The sequence below is a fragment of the Sulfitobacter sp. 15WGC genome (assembly GCF_005068605.1).
GTDB lineage: Bacteria > Pseudomonadota > Alphaproteobacteria > Rhodobacterales > Rhodobacteraceae > Sulfitobacter > Sulfitobacter faviae.
In genome coordinates, this window is the sequence record NZ_SZNL01000184.1 from 1 (window position 1) to 253 (window position 253).

The 253-nt window shown below is 57.7% G+C and carries 1 pseudogene; it reads left to right on the forward strand.

Annotated features, from left to right (window positions below):
- Positions 1 to 253, forward strand: a pseudogene (locus FCK22_RS19485) (hypothetical protein); the annotation flags it as partial.

A 253-nucleotide genomic window follows, 5' to 3' on the forward strand; every position in this document is an offset into this window, starting at 1 on the left:
GGGCTGGACAAAGGACGAAAGCCATTGGCGCGACACGACGCGTGTCGTAGAAGACCGCTTGTCGGACGCTCTGCATGAGCGTTTGACTCAAAGATTTGTAGATCGGCGCACAAGTGTATTGCTGCGCGGCTTGGACAGAAGGAAGCCATGGTGGCCGATGTAAACGAGACCGGTGAAGTCACCGTTGAAGGTGAATTTGTAGGCAAGCTGGACGGGTTCCGCTTTCGGGTGGACAAGGGCGCGGGTGCGGCTG